14 protein-coding genes, 1 pseudogene and 1 riboswitch are annotated in these 20,428 nt (G+C 53.9%); of the genes and pseudogenes, 8 read left to right on the forward strand and 7 right to left on the reverse strand.

What is annotated here, in order from left to right; all coding sequences use genetic code 11:
* Window positions 1-171 precede the first annotated feature (171 nt).
* The 4 genes from AWJ19_RS29105 to AWJ19_RS29120 are packed head-to-tail and all read right to left on the reverse strand — an operon-like array spanning window position 172 to window position 3,985.
* Window positions 172-1,245 (reverse strand): ABC transporter substrate-binding protein, encoded by a 1,074-nt coding sequence (locus tag AWJ19_RS29105; protein WP_068728672.1) that lies wholly within the window; start codon window positions 1,243-1,245, stop codon window positions 172-174.
* Window positions 1,242-2,069 (reverse strand): ABC transporter permease, encoded by an 828-nt coding sequence (locus AWJ19_RS29110; RefSeq protein ID WP_068728673.1) that lies wholly within the window; start codon window positions 2,067-2,069, stop codon window positions 1,242-1,244. Before AWJ19_RS29110 ends, AWJ19_RS29105 begins: the two co-directional genes overlap by 4 nt.
* Window positions 2,059-2,871 carry an ABC transporter permease gene (locus AWJ19_RS29115; protein ID WP_068728675.1) on the reverse strand — a complete coding sequence of 271 codons (813 nt, stop codon included), beginning with the start codon at window positions 2,869-2,871 and terminating at the stop codon, window positions 2,059-2,061. The genes AWJ19_RS29110 and AWJ19_RS29115 overlap by 11 nt, the downstream gene beginning before the upstream one ends.
* Entirely contained in the window at window positions 2,864-3,985 is a 1,122-nt protein-coding gene (locus AWJ19_RS29120; protein ID WP_198536665.1) for an ABC transporter ATP-binding protein, read from the reverse strand. Before AWJ19_RS29120 ends, AWJ19_RS29115 begins: the two co-directional genes overlap by 8 nt.
* A 296-nt stretch (window positions 3,986-4,281) precedes the next feature.
* Here AWJ19_RS29120 and AWJ19_RS29125 point away from each other — a divergent pair, with 296 nt between their 5' ends.
* On the forward strand, window positions 4,282-5,382 hold the full coding sequence (locus AWJ19_RS29125) for an FUSC family protein (protein WP_068728676.1): 1,101 nt from the start codon (window positions 4,282-4,284) through the stop codon (window positions 5,380-5,382).
* 311 nt (window positions 5,383-5,693) lie between these two features.
* Window positions 5,694-5,784, forward strand: a riboswitch (cyclic di-GMP riboswitch).
* Window positions 5,785-5,815: 31 nt separating this feature from the next.
* Window positions 5,816-7,687 carry a flagellar assembly protein A gene (locus AWJ19_RS29130; RefSeq protein WP_068728677.1) on the forward strand — a complete coding sequence of 624 codons (1,872 nt, stop codon included), beginning with the start codon at window positions 5,816-5,818 and terminating at the stop codon, window positions 7,685-7,687.
* A 94-nt stretch (window positions 7,688-7,781) separates the two neighbouring features.
* On the opposite strand, the gene AWJ19_RS29135 is transcribed toward AWJ19_RS29130, so the two are convergent.
* A complete protein-coding gene (locus AWJ19_RS29135; protein WP_068728679.1) occupies window positions 7,782-8,675 on the reverse strand; it encodes a DMT family transporter in 894 nt (297 codons plus the stop codon).
* A gap of 97 nt (window positions 8,676-8,772) precedes the next feature.
* On the opposite strand from AWJ19_RS29135, the gene AWJ19_RS29140 reads away from it, so the two are divergent.
* Window positions 8,773-9,672, forward strand: coding sequence for a LysR family transcriptional regulator (locus tag AWJ19_RS29140; protein ID WP_068728691.1), 900 nt, complete (start codon window positions 8,773-8,775; stop codon window positions 9,670-9,672).
* Window positions 9,673-9,687: 15 nt separating this feature from the next.
* Window positions 9,688-10,662 carry an aldo/keto reductase gene (locus AWJ19_RS29145; RefSeq protein WP_068728681.1) on the forward strand — a complete coding sequence of 325 codons (975 nt, stop codon included), beginning with the start codon at window positions 9,688-9,690 and terminating at the stop codon, window positions 10,660-10,662.
* Window positions 10,663-10,745: 83 nt separating this feature from the next.
* Here the strand turns inward: AWJ19_RS29145 and hcp are convergent, their stop codons facing one another.
* Window positions 10,746-12,389 (reverse strand): hydroxylamine reductase, encoded by a 1,644-nt coding sequence (gene hcp / locus AWJ19_RS29150; protein ID WP_068728692.1) that lies wholly within the window; start codon window positions 12,387-12,389, stop codon window positions 10,746-10,748.
* 156 nt (window positions 12,390-12,545) lie between these two features.
* Between hcp and AWJ19_RS29155 the strand changes: the two genes are divergently transcribed.
* The 3 genes and pseudogenes from AWJ19_RS29155 (at window position 12,546) to AWJ19_RS29165 (ending at window position 15,109) form a co-directional block, all read left to right on the forward strand.
* Window positions 12,546-13,253 (forward strand): Crp/Fnr family transcriptional regulator, encoded by a 708-nt coding sequence (locus AWJ19_RS29155; protein WP_068728682.1) that lies wholly within the window; start codon window positions 12,546-12,548, stop codon window positions 13,251-13,253.
* Between the two features lie 29 nt (window positions 13,254-13,282).
* Window positions 13,283-14,673 (forward strand): annotated as a pseudogene (locus tag AWJ19_RS29160) (aldehyde dehydrogenase).
* A 43-nt stretch (window positions 14,674-14,716) separates the two neighbouring features.
* Window positions 14,717-15,109 carry a RidA family protein gene (locus AWJ19_RS29165; protein ID WP_068728684.1) on the forward strand — a complete coding sequence of 131 codons (393 nt, stop codon included), beginning with the start codon at window positions 14,717-14,719 and terminating at the stop codon, window positions 15,107-15,109.
* 94 nt (window positions 15,110-15,203) lie between these two features.
* On the opposite strand, the gene AWJ19_RS29170 is transcribed toward AWJ19_RS29165, so the two are convergent.
* On the reverse strand, window positions 15,204-18,158 hold the full coding sequence (locus AWJ19_RS29170) for an ABC transporter substrate binding protein (protein WP_068728686.1): 2,955 nt from the start codon (window positions 18,156-18,158) through the stop codon (window positions 15,204-15,206).
* A gap of 331 nt (window positions 18,159-18,489) precedes the next feature.
* Between AWJ19_RS29170 and AWJ19_RS29175 the strand changes: the two genes are divergently transcribed.
* Window positions 18,490-19,467 carry a LacI family DNA-binding transcriptional regulator gene (locus AWJ19_RS29175; RefSeq protein ID WP_068728687.1) on the forward strand — a complete coding sequence of 326 codons (978 nt, stop codon included), beginning with the start codon at window positions 18,490-18,492 and terminating at the stop codon, window positions 19,465-19,467.
* The last annotated feature ends 961 nt before the right edge of the window (window positions 19,468-20,428 follow it).

A 20,428-nucleotide genomic window follows, 5' to 3' on the forward strand; every position in this document is an offset into this window, starting at 1 on the left:
TTAATTGCGTTCTATATAGATTTTCAGTTTCGGTGTTTTGAGCAGAATTAAGTGAAGTTTTTCCACTTAGTTTGGTTACGGGCTACGGGTAGCCACTCCCGCCCACACCAAAACAGGCGCCCAACCGCGTCATACCGCAATCAGGCGCCTGTTTATCCAGCTATAACATCCTTATTTCTTGTTCATCTTAAACTTCAGGAACAGCTCGTTGTAATGGGCGAGCATGCGCTTGCCGAGGTTGTCGTAGACCTCGAGGCGGTTGGTGATCTCGGCCGGCGGGTAGAAGCGTTCGTCGCCGGATATGTCTTCCGGCAGCAGCTCAAGTGCAGGGGTGTTAGGGGTGGAGTACCCCACGTACTCGGTATTCTGGGCGGCGACTTCAGGCCGGAGCATGAAGTTGATGAACTGGTGCGCCCCTTCTATATTGGCTGCCGTCTTCGGAATGACCATGTTGTCGAACCATATGTTTGAGCCCTCTTCAGGCACCACATAGTCGAGCTTGTCGTTCTCGTCCATAATCTCCGAGGCATCGCCGGACCAGACGATCCCGACAGCCGCTTCTTCATTGGCCAGCAGCATCTTGATCTCGTCACCGACAATGGCCTTTACATTAGGCGAGAGCTTGTTCAGCTTGGTCAGCGCCTCCTGCAGGTGGGCCTCATCGGTATCGTTAACCGAGTAATGCATGCTGTTTAAGGCCATCCCCATCACCTCGCGGGCTCCGTCGACCAAGAAGATATCGTTGTGCAGCCTGCTGTCCCAGAGGGAATTCCAGCTGCTGAAATCAATATCCCCGGTCATCTCAGGGTTGTAAATAATGCCTACTGTCCCCCAGAAATATGGTACAGAATACATATTTCCCGGATCAAACGACAAGTCCATGAAGCTGGAGTCAATATTGGCCAGATTCGGAATCTTGCTGTGGTCGAGCGGGAGCAGCAGATTCTCCTCACGCATCTTGGCGATGGCATAGTCGGAAGGAACCACAACGTCGAAGACGGTTCCGCCCTGCTCTACCTTGGTCAGCATCGCCTCGTTAGAATCAAAGGTCTGGTAGATGACCGTAATGCCAGTCTCCTCCTGAAACTGCTCCAGCAGATCGGGGTCGATGTAATCGCCCCAGTTATAAATCGTCAGCGTATTGCCGCCTGTATATCCTTCTGCCGAGTTCAGGCGTGAGGCGAGAAACATCAGGCCGAAGGCAACCAGCAGAATCGCCAGAAAAGCATTTACCAGCTGTTTCATCTAGGCACCCCCGCTTCCAGAGCCGGCTCCGCTATAATAGCGGATGGCTTGTTCTTCCGCTGGTTCAGGAAATAGTAGCCGATGACCAGCAGGATAGTAAAGAGGAAGATCAGGGTTGACAGTGCGTTGATCGACAGCGATACCCCTTGCCGTGCCCGGGAATAAATCTCCACAGGGAGGGTTGAGTATCCGTTGCCCGTTACAAAGAACGTTACCGCAAAGTCATCCAGGGAATAGGTCAGCGCCATAAAGAATCCGCTGAAAATCCCCGGCTTGATGATCGGCAGAATCACTTTGGTGAGGACACTCATCCGGCTGGCCCCAAGGTCCCGGGCGGCATCGGTCAGCGTCGGGCTCATCTCCTGCAGATGCGGCAGAATCATCAGCACGGCAATCGGGATGCTGAACGCCACGTGCGAGAGCAGCACCGAGGTGAAGCCAAGCTGAATGCCGGCAATCGTGAACAGGATCAGAAACGATGCCCCGATAATGACGTCCGGACTGACGATCAGCACGTTATTCAGCGACAGCAAGGCGTTCTTCGAGCGCCGTCTGCGGCTGCGGTGAATGGCTAATGCCCCGATGACCGCGATCACGGTAGCTATGGAAGAGGAGAGCAGCGCGATGACGAGCGTATTGATCACAATAATGATCAGGCGCGTATCCTGCAGCACCTCTCGGTAATAATCGAGTGTGAAGCCCTCAAATTTATGCATTGTACCGCCGCTGTTGAACGAATAGTACATCAGGTAGAAGATCGGTGCGTACAGGACGACAAAGACCAGTACCAGATAGATATTGGCGATTCCGTTTTTATTTTTCATGCCGCACTCCTTTCCGCGAGCTGCCGGTCAGAAGCATGAACAGGGCCATAATCACAATCAGGAACACGGCGACGGTCGAGCCCATGCCCCAGTCCTGGGTAACGAGAAAGTGCTGCTCAATGGCAGTGCCCAGCGTGATGACCCGGTTGCCGGCGATCAGACGCGTAATCATAAACAGCGACAGCGCCGGAATGAAGACCGCCATACAGCCGGAGCGTACTCCGGAAATCGTCAGCGGAAAAATAACCCGGCGGAACGTCGTCCATCCCGAAGCGCCCAGATCGCGTGCAGCATCCACAAGCGACAGGTTCAACTCCTCCAGGGCGCTGAAGATCGGCAGAATCATGAACGGGATAAAGATATACACCGAAACGAACACAAAGCTGAATCCGGTAAACAGAATTTGCTGTTCCCCGATCCCCAGGACATCAAAGAGGCTGTTGACTGGCCCGAACGTACCGAAAATCCCGATGAACGCATACGTCTTCAGCAGCAGATTGATCCAGGTCGGCAGGATAATCAGCAGCAGCCACAGCTGCTTATGCTTCGTGCGGGTCAGCAGATAAGCCGCGGGGTAGGCAACGAGCAGCGAGAATGCCGTGATCAGGAACGCATACCAGAAGGAGTTCAGCATCATTTTCATATACACCGGGGTGAAGAAATTCGCGTAGTTGTCCAGTGTAAGATTTCCGTCCAGATCAAACAGGGAATAATAAACGACCAGCAGCACCGGCGCTATGACAAACAAGGCGATCCATAAGTAATAAGGGATGAGATAATACGAACGGCCCTTATTATTCATGGCTTTCTACCCCGCCGTAAGCTTCCAGACGTCTGTCGAATTCTTCCTCCGTTTCGCCGAAGCGCATAACATGAATGGCCTCCGGGTCAAAATAAAGCCCGATCTCGCTGCCTACCTCCGCCTTGCGGGTGGAGTGAACCAGCCATTCGTGGCCGGATTCGTCATAACAGCTGATCTCATAGTGCACGCCGCGGAACAGCTGGGAATCAACGCGTACCTTCAGCTTGCCCTGCTCAAGCGTAGAAATTTCCAGATCCTCCGGGCGGATAACGATCTCCACCGATTCATTCGGCCGCAGACCGGCATCCAGACATTCAAACCGGTGTCCGTTAAACTCCACCAGATAATCCTCAATCATTACGCCCGGCACAATATTCGACTCTCCGATGAAGTCGGCGACGAACCGGTTGATCGGCTCATCATAAATATCGTTCGGTGTTCCGCTCTGCTCGATCTTCCCTTTGTTCATGACAAAGATCCAGTCCGACATCGCCAGCGCTTCCTCCTGGTCATGCGTGACAAAGATGAATGTAATCCCGAGCCGCTGCTGCATTTCGCGCAGGATGTACTGCATTTCGGTACGCAGCTTCAGGTCAAGCGCAGACAGCGGCTCGTCCAGCAGCAGCACCTGCGGCTCATTGACGATCGCACGGGCAATCGCCACACGCTGTCTCTGGCCGCCGGACATTTCATTGATCGCACGCTGATCGTAGCCGACCAGGTTAACGAAGCGCAGCGCTTCCTGTACCTTTTGGGTGATAACATCCTTTTTGAGCTTCTTGATGCGCAGTCCGAAGGCCACATTCTCGAACACGTTGAGATGCGGAAACAGGGCATAATCCTGAAATACCGTATTAACCTGCCGCTCGTTGGCGGGAATGTGGTTGATCATTTTACCGTTCAGATAAATGGAGCCTTCTGTCGGTTCAGCAAAGCCGGCAATCAGACGCAGAATGGTTGTCTTGCCGCAGCCGGAGGGGCCCAGAAGTGTATAGAATTTGCCGCGTTCGATCTCGAAGCTGACGCCTTTCAACACGGCCTCCTCATCATCATATTGCTTAGTAACCTGGTCAAAAGAAATAATAGTGCCTTCCGGGGTAGCTATAGCTAACAACCTCCCTTACCTTATGTATTACAACCTATTTTACCCTTATCTGGCAGGGCGCAATCGGCTCCTTCCCGGCGGAGGCCCGCCTGTACCGACAATCCCGCCCCTGCTTCGACAACATTTCATATTATATAGCATATCGGATGAATCCCATATATGCGATAACATAGATTGTAAAAACTCTGGCTGAATCTTAACAAGTTCGTAAAATATATCCGCTTCACGCTCCGGTTGAAATGCTATAATGAAAACGGCTGAAAACAGCTTGAAAATTCCTCCTTTTACGAAAGAAGATGACCGACATGAACGAGGGGTTACAGGACCGCCTTGAGAAATTTGGATTATCCCTTTATATGATACGGATTACACTGGCCGCCTCCCTATCTTGGCTGGCCGTCCACAGCCTTTATGGCGATCATTACCTATATTTCGCACCGCTGGCTGCGATTCTGATAACACAGGGTACTGTGAAGGCTTCTCTGGAAAAAGGCTGCTACCGGCTGCTTGGGATCGTGCTTGGCGGAACCGTCAGCCTGATTGTGGGACGCTTTCTGGATGTCGGGATTGTCTCCCTCCTGCTGATTCTGCTGATTGGCATAGGCGTTGCAACCGCCTGCCGGATTAATATCCAGGCCGTCTCGCAGGTCGGCGTAACCTCTGTACTCGCGCTTACCTTTTACCATGATCATTATGTCGTATGGAGACTTGCCGAGACGCTGATCGGGGTACTCATCGCCTTGTTAATCAATATGATCGTTGTCCCGCCCAAGGGCTTCGCCAAGGTTAAGGGCCTGGCGCTTCAAGGAAGCCTGCTGCTGGCCGATTCATTAAGCGGGCTCGCTTCAGGCGGCAGAAACGGTGAACCGGCCCGTGACATGCTGAAGCGCTCCGGCGGACTGCTCGCGAAGAGCAGCAGCCTGCAGAAGGAGCTGCTGTACACCCTGTCGCACTATCCGTGCCGCAAGGATCTGCGCGCGCTGACCCAGGCCACGGCGCATCTGCAGAAGGTTCACTTCTATATCCAGGAAATTGCTGAAGAGCTGACCCTGTTGCCTGCCCACTACGCCGGTTCGGACCGGATGAATGAGGTAATGGCCGCAGCAGCCGACTGTATCGCTCTCTACGGAACCAGGACGCTTTCTGATGCCGAAGCCCGGCGGCCGCTGCCGGAATGTCTGCGCCGGGCCCGGGAGCTGCAGCTCTCCTGGTTCTCCGAGCTGCAGGCGGAATGTCCGCTGACAGCCATCCGTGATCTAGGCGCCGTCTTTTCACATCTGAACCGGGTGCTTGATGTTATTGAGCAGGCCGATTACACAGCCGTTTCTGCAGCCGCGGTTCCGGTAAGAAGCGGATCAGCCCGCAGCATCCGTCTCGGAAGCAAAGGACTCTCCCACAAGCTTTAAGCTTGGGAGAGTCTTTTTTTAGGATAAACACTTATCGTTTTGTGATCTTCATAAAGGTCAGAAGTCAACTTCCATGCTAAGAATCCGCGTCCCGGAATCTGACTGGAGAAAAAGACCCAGTACCGGCTCTTACACCGTACTCCAGCTGCAATTTTCGGATGAATTTACAGTTGAAAACTCACTGCACAAGTATTAAAATTAGGATTATTTGCAGCATTTGTCGGAATTCAGTACTATAGCACCAGTTATGAATCTTTTATTGCCGATTCTGGTCGAATAAATGACCTCATGCTGAATGTTTATCAATGTCTCTTGTATAATGGCAAACTGTCCGAAAGGGCAGGACGCAAAGCAATGGGCCTAACAATGCGCTGCCGCATTTATGGCTGCCAGGCTGCCGGTTTCTGATAATCCTAGAAGCGAGGTTATAACAATGCCGAACCACACTCTCGAACAGCCACGGCATGCATTCAGCATCATGCCTGCCTTCAGTGCTGCTGATCCCATACAGTCCTCCATCCGCACCAAGCCGTTTGGAACAGCCGGTAATGAGGACAAGAACGGGAGAATCATCGTGCAGAATGACCAGATTTTTATAACCCCTCCCTTACCCGGCGGCAAAGCTGCCGTTATTTCTGCCCTTCACCCCGTTGTCCTCAAGATTAACCGGATTAAAGCAGCTGATCCTGTTGCAGTTACTTCATCTGACCATCTGAGCTGGGAAATCAGCGAGAAGCCGCAGTACCAGATTACTGTTTCTGAGGACGGGCTGAGCGCCTACTTTACACTCTACCGGGTCGAAAAGTATGCCTGGAGGCTGGTTAATTGCCCAGCTGCGGCTGAGGTCTGTGTCCGGGCGGAGCCGAACTATGATGTACTGCTCTCCAGGCTGACCGTTAATCAGATTCTGGCCGAATTCTCCAAGAGCTCCTTCATTCCCAATCTCAACATTCCTGCCCTGTATGCCGAGCTGAATAATCCGACCTATCTTCCGGTCTGCATCGCAGTGGGCAAGCCGCCGCTGCCGGGAACGGACGGACGGCTGGAGCCCCTGGCCAGACTGTCCATGGCTGAAGTATTCAGCAGCAGCGAAGCACCTGATCCGGAGAATGTGCTTGATTACCCCGGGGTCCCGTCTGTCCGTACAGGCGGGATACTGGCCCGCAAGCTGCCTCCGCAGGAAGGATTGCCCGGTTCGGATGTGTATGGCAGCATTCTGCCCTCTCCCCCGCCGGCGGATATCACCCTGAAGCCTGCTGAATGCTACTCCCTGCTCCCGAACGGGGATATTGCCGCCCTCCGCGACGGCCGGCCGCGGATTACAGGCTGGGGTACCCGGACGATGAGCATTGATTTTCCCGATATTCATGTAGTACAGAAGAGCATGACCACTGCTCACAGCTTGATTTGGTTCGCAGGGGATGTAATGGCTCCAGGTGGAATCGGCGATCACTGCACGATAGAGGCTTTAGGAAACGTATACATATTTGGCGATGTCCGCCATGCCGTTATTACCGCCACCGGCAGTGTAGTAATCCGCGGCAAAGTTACAGACAGCCATATATACTGCGGCGACTGCGGGGCAAGACAGCACCGGCTGCATAAAATTCCCGGACAGCTGATTGATGAGCTGACCTTGCTCAGGAACGCCGCCCTCCTGCTGGAGGAGAATCTCCGCTCCCGGCAGCAGCCCGTGAAATACGGGCTGGTCGTACTGCTCCTGCTGGAGAGCAAGTACGTCCACCTTCCAGGCCTGATGAAGGGGCTGCAGGGGCTGCTTGCCGAGAGCGAGCCTTATGGTCCTGCAGACTTCAGGCAGCTTAAGCATATGCTGGAGATCTTCCTGCATCCCGGACAGTTCACAGAATTTATTGACGATGCCGTGCTAGCCGCCTTTCTGGGCCTGCTGGAAGAGCTTCGTGACGGGATTCTTCAAATGCATGAGGGAAATGTCCGGCTTGATATTGCCTGTGCGGAGGACTGTCTGCTCCAGTCCGGAGGCGACCTTTATATTCATGGAGAGGGCGCTGTAAACAGTACACTGCTGGCAGCAGGCAATGTCCGCTTCCTGATGGCACAATCGTCATGCAACGGTTCTGCAGTCGAAGCCGGAGACTCTATAGCGGTGCAGCAGGCCGGACCTGCAGGAGACCGGCAGTCTCTGCTGACCGCAGGCCGCAAAATCAGCGTCCGCCAAATCGAAGATACCCGGATAACCATTGGCGAACATAGCGCCGAGTTCACGGAACCGGCGGGAGAGGCCGTCTTCACCGCCCAGAGCCTGCGGTTAAGAAACCGGCCCTGACTACACGAAAAGAGCCTGCAGAATGCCGCACAAAGGCGGCCTGCAGGCTCTTTTGTCTGATCACATCCAGGTACCGCATGGCGGAGCCTCTTTTCTAGAGTGAATGTTTCAGCCGCCGCTTACGTCCCAGATTTACATTTACCAGCAGAATACTGCCAACGATGAGCACCATCCCGGCAATAAGATTAAGCGTAATCTGTTCATGCAGCAGCACGACACTTGAGCCAATGGAGATCAGCGGGATCAGGAAGGTGAAGGAGCCCACTTTACCGGCCTCCCCCTCATTAATCAGCTTGAAATATACCATCCAGCCGAGGGCGATAACGAATACGGCGATAAACAGCGTATTTACAATAAAGGCGCTGCTCCAGGTAATTGCCGACCAGCTCTCTGTAACCGATCCGGCACCCAGCAGGATTAAGCCCCCGATCATAATCTGCATGGCTGTCAGCCATAGCATATCGACCCGCGCCGCATTCCGCTTCATATACACGGTACCAAGCGCCCAGCATAACGCGCTGGCCAGAGCCAGCAGTACACCAGCCGCAGAGATGCTGCCGGTAAAACCGCCGATGCTGAGCGCGGCTACCCCGGCGAAGCCGAGCAGTAGGCCGAATATTTTCAGCCCGTACATGCTCTCCCCAAGCCAGATCCAGGCAAAGATACCCAGCAGGACAGGCTGCAGAAAGACAATGGCCGAGAACAGGCCGGAAGGGACATATTGCAGCCCTATAGTCTGAAACCCGTAGTAAAAGACGATGCTGAGCACTGCCGAAGCCAGATAGACTGGCCATAGCCGCCTGAATTCAAGCTGCTTCCATTTGGGAAGTGCGGCTATAATCAGGATGATTCCCGCAATGACTGTACGGATACCCGCGAAGAGCAACGGAGGGGCATAGGTTAAGGCGATTTTGGAAAGAGGCCAGTTGATGCCCCAGACAATTACCAGAAAAGCAAGCAACAGAACCGTTCGGCTGCGTTGTGACATTGCGTTCACCTCTTGTATCATTTTCATTCCAAATGATACAATAACTATGATCATAATTGAAATGAATAATAATCATGAGGTGCATACCAAATTTGTTATGAACAATAATCAGATCCTTTTATTTGTCAAAATTGCCGAAACCGGCAGCTTCACCAAAGCCGGCCAGGAGCTGAACATGACCCAGCCGGCGGTTAGCCGGGCCATCTCCGCTCTTGAGACAGAGCTTGACGTCAAGCTGCTGCTGCGTGACCGCCGCAGCGGGCTCTTGCTTACGGAGGTTGGCAAGCGTATCCTGATTATTTTCCGGGAGATTCTCAGCGGGTTCAATAAGGTGGAGCAGGAGGTTTCTGCGGAAAAGGGGCTGGAGAAGGGACTCATCCGGATTGGAGCCTTCCCGGTGGCGGCCGCTTACTTTGTACCCAAGATCATCCGCTCTATTACGGACAGGTATCCGGGTATAGACATTTCTGTCCATGAAGGCTCGGTCGCCGAGGTGAAGGAGTGGCTGGAGACCCGCCAGATTGATGCCGGACTGATCATCCCGCCGCTTGAGGAATTTAAAACCATTCCGCTGTACCGGGAGAAGCTGTACGCAGTGCTGCCGGAGGGACACCCCCTCGGCCGGTACGGGACTGTCCATGTAAAGGACCTCGAGCATGAACCCATGATGATCTGCAAAGCCGGCTATGAGCCTCCGGTCGTTGATTTGTTCAGACGGGCAGATAGTGCGCTTAATGTAAAATATGTGGTTAACAGCTACAGCACCGCGCTCAACATGATCAAAGAGGGTCTGGCCGTCGGCGTACTGTCCGAGCTGTCGCTGCTTGCGCCGCCCGGCAGTGTTATGATCCGCGAGCTGTCTCCGGATGCTTACCGTGATGTTCACATCGCCGTCCATTCAATGGAGGAGGCCTCCATTGCCGTCAGGCTGCTCATTGATACTGCGCTTGATATGTTCGCTGCGGAAGGGAAGCTGAATCCGCAAATACACCTTTGAAGAGGAGTGATAAGCATGAAATTTAAACGGTTAGGCAACAGCGGGCTGCAGGTATCTGCCCTCGGCCTTGGAACCAATGCCTTCGGCAAGAGGGCCGACGAGAAAACCTCGATCGGGATTATCCATACCGCCCTGGATCAGGGCATCAGCTTTATCGACACCGCCAATATTTATGCCGGCACCGAATCGGAACGGATCATCGGACTAGCCCTGGAGGGAAGACGGCAGGAAGCGGTACTGGCCACCAAGGCAGGACTGCCGCGGGCTGAAGGCCCGTATGGCAGCGGCTCCTCCCGCCGTCATCTGATGCTGGAGCTGGAGGGGAGCCTGCGCCGCCTGAAGACAGATTATGTGGATCTTTACCAGATTCACACCTTTGACCCGCATACTCCGCTTGATGAAACGCTGCGCACTCTGGACGATATGGTCTCCTCCGGGAAGGTCCGCTATATCGGCGCCTCCAACTATGCCGCCTGGGAGCTGATGAAGGCGCTGGGCATCAGCGAGGCGCGGAACTATATGAAGTACACCTCGATCCAGTGCAGCTATTCGCTGGCTGACCGGACACCGGAAATTGAGCTGCTGCCGCTTTGCCTGGATCAGGGACTGGGCATCATCCCTTACTTCCCGCTCGCCGGCGGTATCCTGACCGGCAAATACAGCGTTAGCGGCGCTGCTCCGGCCGGGTCGCGTGCAGAAACAGACCCGAACTTCAGCCGCTTCCTCAGCCCGGAACGGATTGAGCTGGGCGATGAGGTCAGCCGGATTGCTGCGGAACTCGGCACGACCCCCACCGCCCTGTCCCTGGCCTGGCTGATGCATCAGCCGGCCGTATCCACCGTCATTGTCGGAGCTACACGCGTGGAGCAGGTGCAGCAGAACCTGCCCAGCGCTGCCCTGGAGCTGGACAAGCAGACGCTGGAGCGGCTGGAGCAAGCGAGCCGTCCATTCCGCAGCGGCGAGCCGTTCGCGTTCTACCGGCTGCCGTAAGCCCGGACGTCAAAAAGCCTAGAGCGATCCCTGCCGGAATCCGGCGGGGCACAGCTATAGGCTTTTTTACATAACAATATGAGTTACACAGCAGCCATGAACCGCTCCATGTCCTCCTGAACCGTGGTGATACCGCCGATTCCGAAGTTATCGACCAATACTTTAGCCACGTTAGGCGATAAGAAGGCTGGCAGTGTAGGTCCGAGATGGATGTTCTTGACGCCGAGATGCAGCAGGGCCAGCAGCACGATTACCGCTTTTTGCTCATACCAGGCAATGTTGTAGGCAATCGGCAGATCATTTACATCATCAAGGCCGAATACTTCCTTCAGCTTGAGGGCAATAACGACAAGGGAGTACGAGTCATTGCATTGGCCGGCATCCAGCACACGCGGAATACCGCCGATCTCGCCGAGATCAAGCTTGTTATATTTGTACTTCGCACAGCCCGCGGTAAGGATCACCGTATCCCCCGGCAGCTCGGAAGCAAAATCCGTGTAGTAATTGCGGCTCTTCATCCGGCCGTCGCAGCCGGCCATCACGAAGAATTGCTTGATTGCGCCGGTCTGCACCGCTTCAACCACCTGATCGGCCACATTCATCACTGCAGCATGGGCAAACCCGCCGACAGTCTCGCCGGTTTCAATCTCTGTCGGAGCCGCACAGCCCTTAGCCTGGGCGATAATCGCCGAGAAGTCCTTCTTGCCGTCTTCACCTGCCGGAATATGCTGCACTCCAGGGAAGCCGGTATTGCCTGTTGTATACAGTCGGTCTTTATAGCTGTCCTTAGGCGGCACGATGCAGTTGGTAGTCATCAGAATCGGACCGTTGAAGCTGTCAAACTCTTCGTTCTGCTTCCACCAGGCATTACCGTAGTTGCCGACAAAGTGACTGTATTTCTTAAAGGCAGGATAATAGTGGGCCGGCAGCATCTCGCTGTGCGTATACACATCCACCCCGGTGCCTTCCGTCTGCTTAAGCAGCTCCTCCATGTCCTTCAGGTCATGTCCGCTGATTAGAATCCCCGGATTACGGCCTACGCCGATGTTAACCTTGGTGATTTCCGGGTTGCCGTACGTGGTTGTGTTGGCCTGATCAAGCAGAGCCATCACATCAACGCCGTACTTGCCGCATTCCAGAACCAGAGCGGTAAGCTCTCCTGCACTCAGAGTGTCATCCAGCGTGGAAGCAAGGCCTTTTTCCATAAAAGCATGTGCGCCGGCATCACCGAAGCCCAGCACTGCTGCATGCTCCATGTAAGCCGCCATCCCCTTCAGCCCGTAGGTCAGCAGCTCGCGCAGGGAGCGTACATCTTCATTCTCTGTAGCCAGAACGCCCACAGTCTCCGACTTGGCAATCAGCTCTTCATCTGTCTCTGCAGTCCAGAGCGCAGCATCATGATCTGCAAGCTCTGCTGTTGCCCCGGCCAGCTTCAGCCGGCTGCTCCACTGGTCACGCAGCTGAAGTCCTCTCCGGACACCGGATGTAAAGGCTTCAGGAACAAAATTAGCATTGGTTATCGTTGCAAACAGGCTCTCTATAATGAATTTATCAGTAACGGAGTCGGTCATGCCAAGCTCCCGGCCTTTGCGGGCAAAGATCGAAATTCCTTTGAGCGTATAAACCAACAGATCCTGAAGATTGGCTACTTCACTGGTCTTGCCGCATACCCCCTGGATGGTACATCCTGTTCCTTTCGCCGCTTCCTGACATTGAAAACAAAACATGCTGCTCACTTGGCGTTCACTCCTCTAAAATAATATCGTCACACAGGGCAGGACTCCGGTTCTTCCCGCCTTTACAGTTACTGATTATTGTAGTAGACTTTCGCCATACAATCGGTAACGGATGTTACCGATTAAATTTAAATTTGGAGGAAACCGATGATACCTGACCCTGCCGTCCTGCAGTCCTGTCTGCTGTTCCGGGGCAAGTCTGCGGAAGAATTGGAGCTCCTCCTGCACAAAATAATCTATACGGTGACTGCTTATCAGAAAAATAAGCTGATCTTTGCCGAAGGTGATACTGCAGACCGGATCGGTATCATCCTCTCCGGACGGGTTGAGGTGCAGAAAACCCATCCGAGCGGAAGCGGCGTCACAATCGCCCACTTGAGTGCGGGGCAGACCATCGGCGAAGCTGTGCTGTTCCGCAAGGAAAATCTCGTTCCGGCCACCGTCACCGCTACCGGCCCCTGCCAGGTCATGTTCATCAGCAAGCATGAGCTGCTGCGGCTGTTCTCCGCCGATACGGACATCCTGACCCGTTTTATCGAAAATCTGTCCGAGCGGCTGGTGCTGGTCAACCGCAAAATTGAAATACTGTCCGCAGGCCCCTTGCGGCGGCGGATGATTTATTTCCTGCTGGAGCAGGCAGTGCAGCAGGCCTCGGACCATATACGCCTGCCGTTCAGCCGCAAGGAGTGGGCCGAGCATCTGAACACAGCACGGCCGTCGCTCTCCCGTGAAATGGGGTATCTGCGCGATATAGGCTGGATCGAGTTCAAGGGCAGCCGGATTACCCTGCTGAACCGGGAAGCGATGCACGAATACATCCGTACGGACCAGCCGTCTGCGGGCCAGGACAAATAAACATTTGATTCACGTTGGAGGGATTAGCTATGCCTGAAGCAACTGAACACAGCATAAGCCGGCTGCTGGCCGGCCACCGGGATTATTTTGACAGCGGAGTTACAAAAGACCCCGGCTTCCGGGTCCGCCAGCTGCAAAAGCTGAAGGATGCAATCCGCAGGTATGAGCCGCGTATTATTGAAGCGCTCCGCCAGGATCTGCACAAAAGCGATTTCGAAGCCTATGCTACGGAAATCGGCTTTACCCTGGAGAGCATCGGCTATATGATGAAGCATCTGCGGCGCTGGGCGAAGCCTGCCAGAGTCAAATCGCCGCTGCATATGTTTCCGTCCAAAAGCCTGATCCTCAGCGAGCCCTACGGTACCGTGCTGATTATCGGCCCGTTCAATTATCCGTTTCAGCTGCTGATTGAGCCGCTGATCGGAGCTGTCGCCGCCGGCAACTGCGCTGTCCTCAAGCCGTCGGAGAGTACGCCGCAGTGTCAGCCGTCATTGAGGATATGATAAATGAAACGTTCGAGCCCGGTTATATCCGGGTTGTCCAGGGCGAGAAGGAAACGACAAATCTGCTGATACACGCCAAATTTGACTACATCTTCTTCACCGGCAGCGTACCCGTCGGCAAAATTGTCATGGAGGCTGCCGCTAAGCAGCTTGTACCTGTAACCCTGGAGCTGGGCGGCAAAAGCCCGGTAATCGTCGATAAAAGCGCCAATCTGGAAACGGCGGCGAAGCGGATTGTCTGGGGCAAGCTGATTAATGCGGGGCAGACCTGCATTGCGCCCGATTACATGCTCGTTCACAGCGGGGTTGCCGGCCGGCTGATTGAGCTGATGAAGCAGCAGATCACCGCCTTCTACGGGGAGGATGCCCGCAGAAGCCCGGATTACGGGCGGATTGTTAACGACCGGCAGCTGCAGCGGATCGCCGGGCTAATAGACAGGGACCGCTCCAAAGTGATTATGGGCGGTACAGTCGATTCCGGAGACCGCTATATTGAACCGACACTGCTCTATCCGGCTGACTGGAGCGATGCCCTGATGGAGGATGAAATCTTCGGGCCGGTGCTGCCGATCCTGACATTCGACCGGCTGGAGGAGGCCATCAGCAGCATTAAACAACGGCCCAAGCCGCTGGCCCTTTATCTGTTCACTGAAGACAAGCAGGTGGAGCAGAAGGTGCTGGACAACGTATCCTTCGGGGGTGGCTGTGTGAACGATACGATCAGCCACGTCGCCAGCTCCCGTCTGCCATTTGGCGGCGTCGGCCACTCCGGCATCGGCGGGTACCACGGCAAGCACAGCTTCGACCTGTTCTCACACCGCAAGAGCGTTGTGAAACGAAGCGCGAAGGTTGATCCGGGCATCGTATACCCGCCTTACGGCAACAAGATTAATCTGGTGCGCAGGCTGTTGAAGTAGTCAGGCTTCGGCTGTATTTGAACGGAAAGCGGGGGATTTAAGGATGGAACGCCAACAAGTATTTACAGGCTCGCCCTGGGAATCATCTGTAGGCTACTGCCGGGCGCTCCGGATCGGAGACCGGATTGAAGTAGCGGGGACTACAGCCATGCGAAATGGGGAAGTCGCCTTCGCCGGCAATCCCTATGAACAGACGAAGTTCATTCTGCAGACGATTGAGCAGGCTCTGAAAGATCTTGGCGCCGGCATGAACCATGTTATCAGAACAAGAATGTATGTTACGGACATCTCACAGTGGGAGGAATACGGCAGGGCGCACGGTGAATTCTTCCGTGATATCCAGCCGGTTGCCACTATGGTCGAGGTCAAGGCACTGATTGATCCGCAGCTGCTGATCGAGATTGAGGCGGAGGCGGTAGTACCGTCATCCATCTAAAGATAGAAAGGCTGCTGTCTCTTTTCAGAGGGACAGCAGCCTTTTATCCATTATACGTGGCTATCAATATTCAACGGCTATCAGCAATCCGGCCTCAGCCCACCCGTCTCTCCTTCACCCAGTCCGCCACATCCTTCTGCGGGATCGGCCGGCTGATGAAGTAGCCCTGAATCTTGTCGCAGCGGGTCCGTTCCAGAAAAGCAAGCTGCTCCGGTGTCTCCACCCCTTCAGCGGTAACGTTAAGCCCCATATCATGCCCGATGGTGACAATTGAACGGGCAAGTGACATATTATTGGGTGTATCAATACTGTCGATAAAGGACTTGTCGATCTTCAGTGTGGTGATCGGCAGCTGCTTCAGATAGCTGAGGGACGAATAGCCTGTCCCGAAATCATCCAGGGCAATGCCGATCCCCTTCTCCTTGAGCGCCTCCAGCTTCGAGCTGATCGCCTCGAAGGATTCCATAAAGATGGACTCGGTAATCTCCAGCTCCAGATACTCCGGCGCAAGGCCGGTCTCCTGCAGAATGCCCAGCACCATATCGGTGAAATCCTCCAGCATCAGCTGAATGACCGATATATTCACCGAAATATGGTAGCGTCCCTGGCTCTGGCTGTTCAGCTCTTTAATGAAGCGGCAGGCGGTACGGAGCACCCACTCACCGATCGGCACAATCAGCCGGCAGTCCTCGGCGATCTTGATGAAGGATAGCGGGGATACAAAGCCAAGCGCCGGGCTGTTCCAGCGGATCAGCGCCTCGAATCCCCAGATTTCTCCGGAGGCGGTGTCCACCAGCGGCTGATAATGCAGCGCCAGCTCCTGATTGGTTATCGCGCTGCGCAGATGCGATTCGATAACCATCCGTTCGTCGAAATGCTGCTGCATGTCCCGGCCGTAGACCACATAGGTTCCCTTGCCTGCCTCCTTCGCCTTATACATCGCGATGTCTGCATTCTTCAGCAGCTCCTCGGCGTTCACCCCGTTCTCCGGATACTGGGCAATCCCGATGCTCGTAGAGATATGTACGATGCTGGCATGCAGCTCGAACGGCTCCTTAAAGCCTTGTACGAGGGAATCCGCATAGGCGATAACCTCACTGAATCCCCTGTTATCCTGGAACAGAATGACGAATTCATCTCCGCCGAAACGGAAATGCCTGCTGCGTTCATCGCCCAGCTGCAGCAGACGCTCACCGACCTTTACCAGCAGCTCATCGCCAAAGGTATGCCCCAGAGTATCATTGATATATTTGAAATTATCAATATCAAGAAAGAACAGGGCTGCATGCCCGCCGGCGTTCTCCTTGATGAACAGCTCCAGCGCTTCCGCCAGGGACAGGCGGTTCGGCAATCCGCTGAGCACATCATTGTAAGCCAGCTGCCGGTATTTTTCCTCACTGGTCTGCAGCAGCGACTGATTTTCGACTACCTTGTTATATTGCTCCAGCAGCTCATCCTGCAGCGCGGTAAGCTCCTCATAGGTGGATTCCAGCTCCTGATAGCTCATCTGCAGCTTGCTTTCATAGCCTTTGCGGTCCGTCACATCCACCATGGAACCGGCAAACCGGACAAATTTGCCCTCCGCATTACGCAGCACCTTGCCCCGGGTCTGGAACCACTTGTATTCCCCCGATTTGCCCCGCATCCGGAATTCACAGTAGTAGTAAGAAGTCCTGCCTTCGAGATGATTCGTACGCTGGCGGTTCTCCTCCTCCGCATCCTCAGGGTGAATGAGGTCCCTCCAGCCGCCGTGGGCTTCATTCACTTCATCCCGTTCATATCCTAGCAGCTCATACCAGCTGTCCGAGAAATAGTAGACCATATTCGACATATCGAGATCCCAGATTACCGCATCTGAGCCGTAGGTCGCCAGGGCAAAGCGCTCATTGCTTTTTTCCAGATTGCTGCGGATCTTCTTCACAAGCTGTACATAAAACAACAGGATCAGAATAAAGGACACCAGAACGGCAAACGCAGCGATAATACTCAGCACAAGCCCCTTATACGTATCATAAAAAGAAAACGGCTTATTGATCACCTCGCTGCCCTCCGGCAGCTTTTTGACAGAGACTCCGAACCGCTGCAGCTCATTATAATCAAACACACTGCGCACACTGCTGCCATTCACGACAGGGATCTGATCCGCCAGTTCCCCCTCCAGAATCCGTACGGCCAGTCCGGCCGCAGTCTGACCCTGAATCAAGCCGCTGATCAGGCTGCCGCCGAAGGCGCCGTGATTTAACCCGAAATCGTAAATATGGTATACCGGAACACTGCTGCTCTCACCCAGCTCACTGGAAAACTGGTCAAATTCAACCGTGCGTCCTGTCGAATCGCTGTAATATGTAGTCATCAGAACAATACTGTCAGAGGAAAGTGCGGATACCTGGTCAATAATCTCCTGTTTGGAGAGCCGGTTTAACGCATACAGCTGCAGAGCCGGATTCAGTGACGAAATTTGCTCCATCACCATTTGGCCGGTGGACAGGCCGCTTTCGGTATTGTCATATAAAATATATACATTTTTAATTTCCGGATTAATCTCGAGTGCCATTTCAATGGTACGTGCCGGGCTGATCTTTTCGATTACACCCGTAATATTGCCGGGCTCCCCCAGACTTTCCACACCCAGTTCATTTATGCCGCTGAAGATAATCGGTGCATTGTCCAGAATTTCCCCGCGATATTTGATTGCAAAGCTCAGCGCAGCATCATCCGTGGTCATAATCGCATCAATGTGCACGGACTGATACTTAAGCTTGATAGTCTGGTAAAAGTGATCAAGATTGTCTTGGCCGGGGTAACGTTTCCAATCCATATACTCACTGTAGATCAGCGGCTGTCCGGGGGCACTCTTGAGGGTCTGTTCAATACCGGCCCCTTGTTCGTCTGTCCAGGCAAACCCTTTGTGATAGGAATGCAGCACCAGCACATTTTTTGGTGGCAGCTCATCTGCACTTGCCTGCGCAGGCTGATAAAAAATCCCGCAGAGCATCATTAAGAGCAGGAGTCTTGTGAACACCTTGAGATCGGTTTGCTTTAAGTCCATTTGCACACTCCCATTCATCCATCTCAAAGTTAAAAACGGAAGGCTTCGACAATATCTCTTTCGCCGGACCCCTTCCCCCATCCTCTTTCGTTCGGGAAAACGTTAAAAGCCACTATGTTCAGGACATTCTGCTTATGTATAGGCTAATTGAGAGTAGATGATTTGTGCGGCATTATATGACTTTCTCATCTTTAATTATAGGGTGAAACACTAATTTTTGAAATAAAGAAAAGCGCGAAAAGCGCGAAAACCGCCGGTCTTAAATAGACACCGGCCCCGGCATCACGATAGAATAAAGCTGCTAAGAACCGCACAGGACAGGAGGCTTAATATGCCTACAATTAAAGACGTGGCGCTAAAAGCGGGCGTCTCGGTTACCACCGTCTCCCGTGTGCTGAACAACAGGGGATATTTAAGCGAGGAGCTGAAGAAAAAGGTGCTCCAGGCCATGGACGAGCTGAACTACCGCCCTAATGAGCTGGCCCGTTCACTCAGCCGTTCAAGGTCGAATATTATCGGACTGATTATTCCCAGCGTTGCGCATCCTTTTTTCGGGGAACTTACCGGCTACATAGAGGAGCACGCCTACCGTAACGGCTGCAAGCTGCTGCTCTGCAATTCCAGGCAGGACAAGCACAAGGAGCTGGAGTACATTGATATGCTGCGGGCAAGCCGGGTTGACGGCATCATTATGGGCAGCCACACACTGGAAGTAGAGGCCTACCAGCAGATGAATCTGCCGCTCGTCACCTTCGACCGGCAGATTTCGCCGGGCATTCCTTACGTCTGCTCCGACAACTACCAGGGCGGCGTGCTTGCCACTACTCTTCTGATTGAAAAAGGCTGCCGGCAGCTGGCTCATATCGGCGGCCATCCCGGCCTGAACATATTATCAGGTCTCCGCTTTGAGGCATTCGCCGCTACAGCCGGGGCACATAATATTCCGTATACCCTGCTGCATACGGATGACAACAGCTTCGATGTCGAGGCCTACGAGCGGCTGCTGGAACAGTTATTCCGCGAGCAGCCCGGCACGGACGGCATCTTCGCCGGCAGCGATATCATCGCGGCCTATGCGCTCAAAGCCTGCCGCGAGCACAACCGGCGGGTGCCGGAGGATGTGCGGATTGTCGGCTATGACGGCATTGCCCTGCGCAGCATGCTCGGGCCCGCACTCAGCACCATCCGCCAGCCGATCGAGGCCATGGGCAAGCTCGCCGTCGAGCTGATTATCCGCCAGGTCCACGGCGGTCCGGTCTCCCCGCAGTATGTCCTTCCGGTCGAGCTGGAGGAAGGGGCGACGACTTAGGGGCTGGCAGACTGGGGCCGGGCTGATGTGGGACAATCCTAGGGAGGGGCGCCAGGTCGGCTGATGTGGGACAATCTTGCGGAGGGACGGCTGTTCGGCTGATGTGGGGCAATCTGGCAGACGGGCCGCGGGTGGGCTGATGGAGCAATGAGGATTATTTACAACGCAGAAGTATCCAGCCCCTCTCAACGTCCGGGTTACAGACGCTGTTAGATTCATACGCCAATACACTCGTTATGACACAACGCCGCTTATTTCGACAGCATATGAGCTTTAGTCGTACATTCCGCAACCACTCCTAATAATTAGGAGTGGTTGCCTGAGTAACCGGGCATCTGGATGGTTGCAACACTCCCGTTTAGGCCAAATGACTTGAAACGGCTGACGTGCGGGAAAGTGAAAGCTACAGGAGCCTTGCCCAGGACGGCTTCGGCTGGATCAGCAAGATCAGCAGGATCAGCAGGTACGCAGGTAATACGCGTTAATCGTCGGTTCAGGCGAAAAATCAGAGCCCAGACAGGAAAAGGTCTGTTGAGCCTCTCAGTTTGACGCACCTTCCCTTTCTAGTGAAGAATCTAAGTGGAAAATCAACACTTAATTTCCCGGTTTCCCCCTGCATCCTAGAACTAAGTGGAAAAACGCCACTTAAAAGCTCCCATCACACCCCAAAAACCAAAAATCAGCCAAATTAGATGGCGAAAATCCACTTAGTTTTCTTAAACAATCCAAAAGCGACAGATTAAGTGCCTTATTTCCAACTAATCACCCGGTGAGCAGGGGAAGGAAGCTGCCAAAGAAAGATGGAGAGGATGAATGAGGGGGATGAGTGGGGGCGATGACGCGGATTGAATCTGCAAAGCGGCATGGCAGAGCGATGTGTGTTTTATTACGGAGTGACAGTGTGTATTTATTACGGAGCGATGTGTGTTTATTTATGGAGTGACAGTGTGTAAACAAGGGC

The organism is Paenibacillus sp. DMB5 (assembly GCF_001517085.1).
Taxonomy (GTDB): domain Bacteria; phylum Bacillota; class Bacilli; order Paenibacillales; family Paenibacillaceae; genus Paenibacillus_AQ.